The following is a 725-nucleotide window of genomic DNA, read 5'->3' as shown; positions in this document are numbered from 1 at the left end:
GGTGGTATCTCTGACGCCTCTTGAGGTTGCCCTAAATGCCTTGATTTTAGCGTTAAAGGATTCAGCCGAAGCATTTGTACTTCGGTTAAGGAAGTAGTTTAAGATCGAGCGGTGATGGATCTCGACAGATCGAGCGACTGTTTTAAAGGCATCGATCCCTGACGCTTCTACGTGATTGTACCAGATTGCCAGTCGCTTGAAGGCTTGAGTTTTACTGGTACAACTGGTAAAGATATGCCCCAGTGCTAATGAAAGATCATAAGCCTTTTTAAGTAATGGGTATCTGGGGAACAGGATATCAGCTCTCTCTTTCTGCGTAGCCGTCCATTTAGTTGGGTGTTTAAAAAGCAAGTATCGGCTTCGGGCCAGTAGTTGCTTTAGGGTGTCACCGTTTGCAAGCAGCTCGGGCTGATAACTTCTTTTCTCTTTACGTGCAAGCTCAACCTGCAGGGTCTCCTGATCAAGGGCTTCCCAACGAAACTTAATACGCGCTTCCTGTACGGCATCATAGGCAAGTTTCTGCACATGAAACCGATCGATCACCCGCTCAGCATTAGTGAAACAACTACGAATAACACGGATCATACTGGCTGCCATATCCATGGTTACTTCTCTGACCTTATTGCGCTTACGCAAAGGTATGCGTTCCAGGGCTGTAATGATCTGTTCGGCCTGAGTGCCTTTGACCATCGCTACGATTGCTTTCTTACCACCCTTGGCGGCCT

At 47.3% G+C, this 725-nt stretch carries 1 protein-coding gene; it reads right to left on the bottom strand.

Annotated features, from left to right (window positions below; genetic code table 11):
- Positions 1-699 (bottom strand): transposase (locus P2W72_RS15650; RefSeq protein WP_276364565.1); only part of this gene is annotated, 699 nt, incomplete at its 3' end.
- Positions 700-725: the final 26 nt, after the last annotated feature.

This window comes from Daejeonella sp. H1SJ63, from assembly GCF_029360775.1.
GTDB lineage: Bacteria > Bacteroidota > Bacteroidia > Sphingobacteriales > Sphingobacteriaceae > Daejeonella.
Note: the sequence above shows the minus strand (reverse complement) of the source record. Positions and strands in the feature narration are given on the sequence as shown.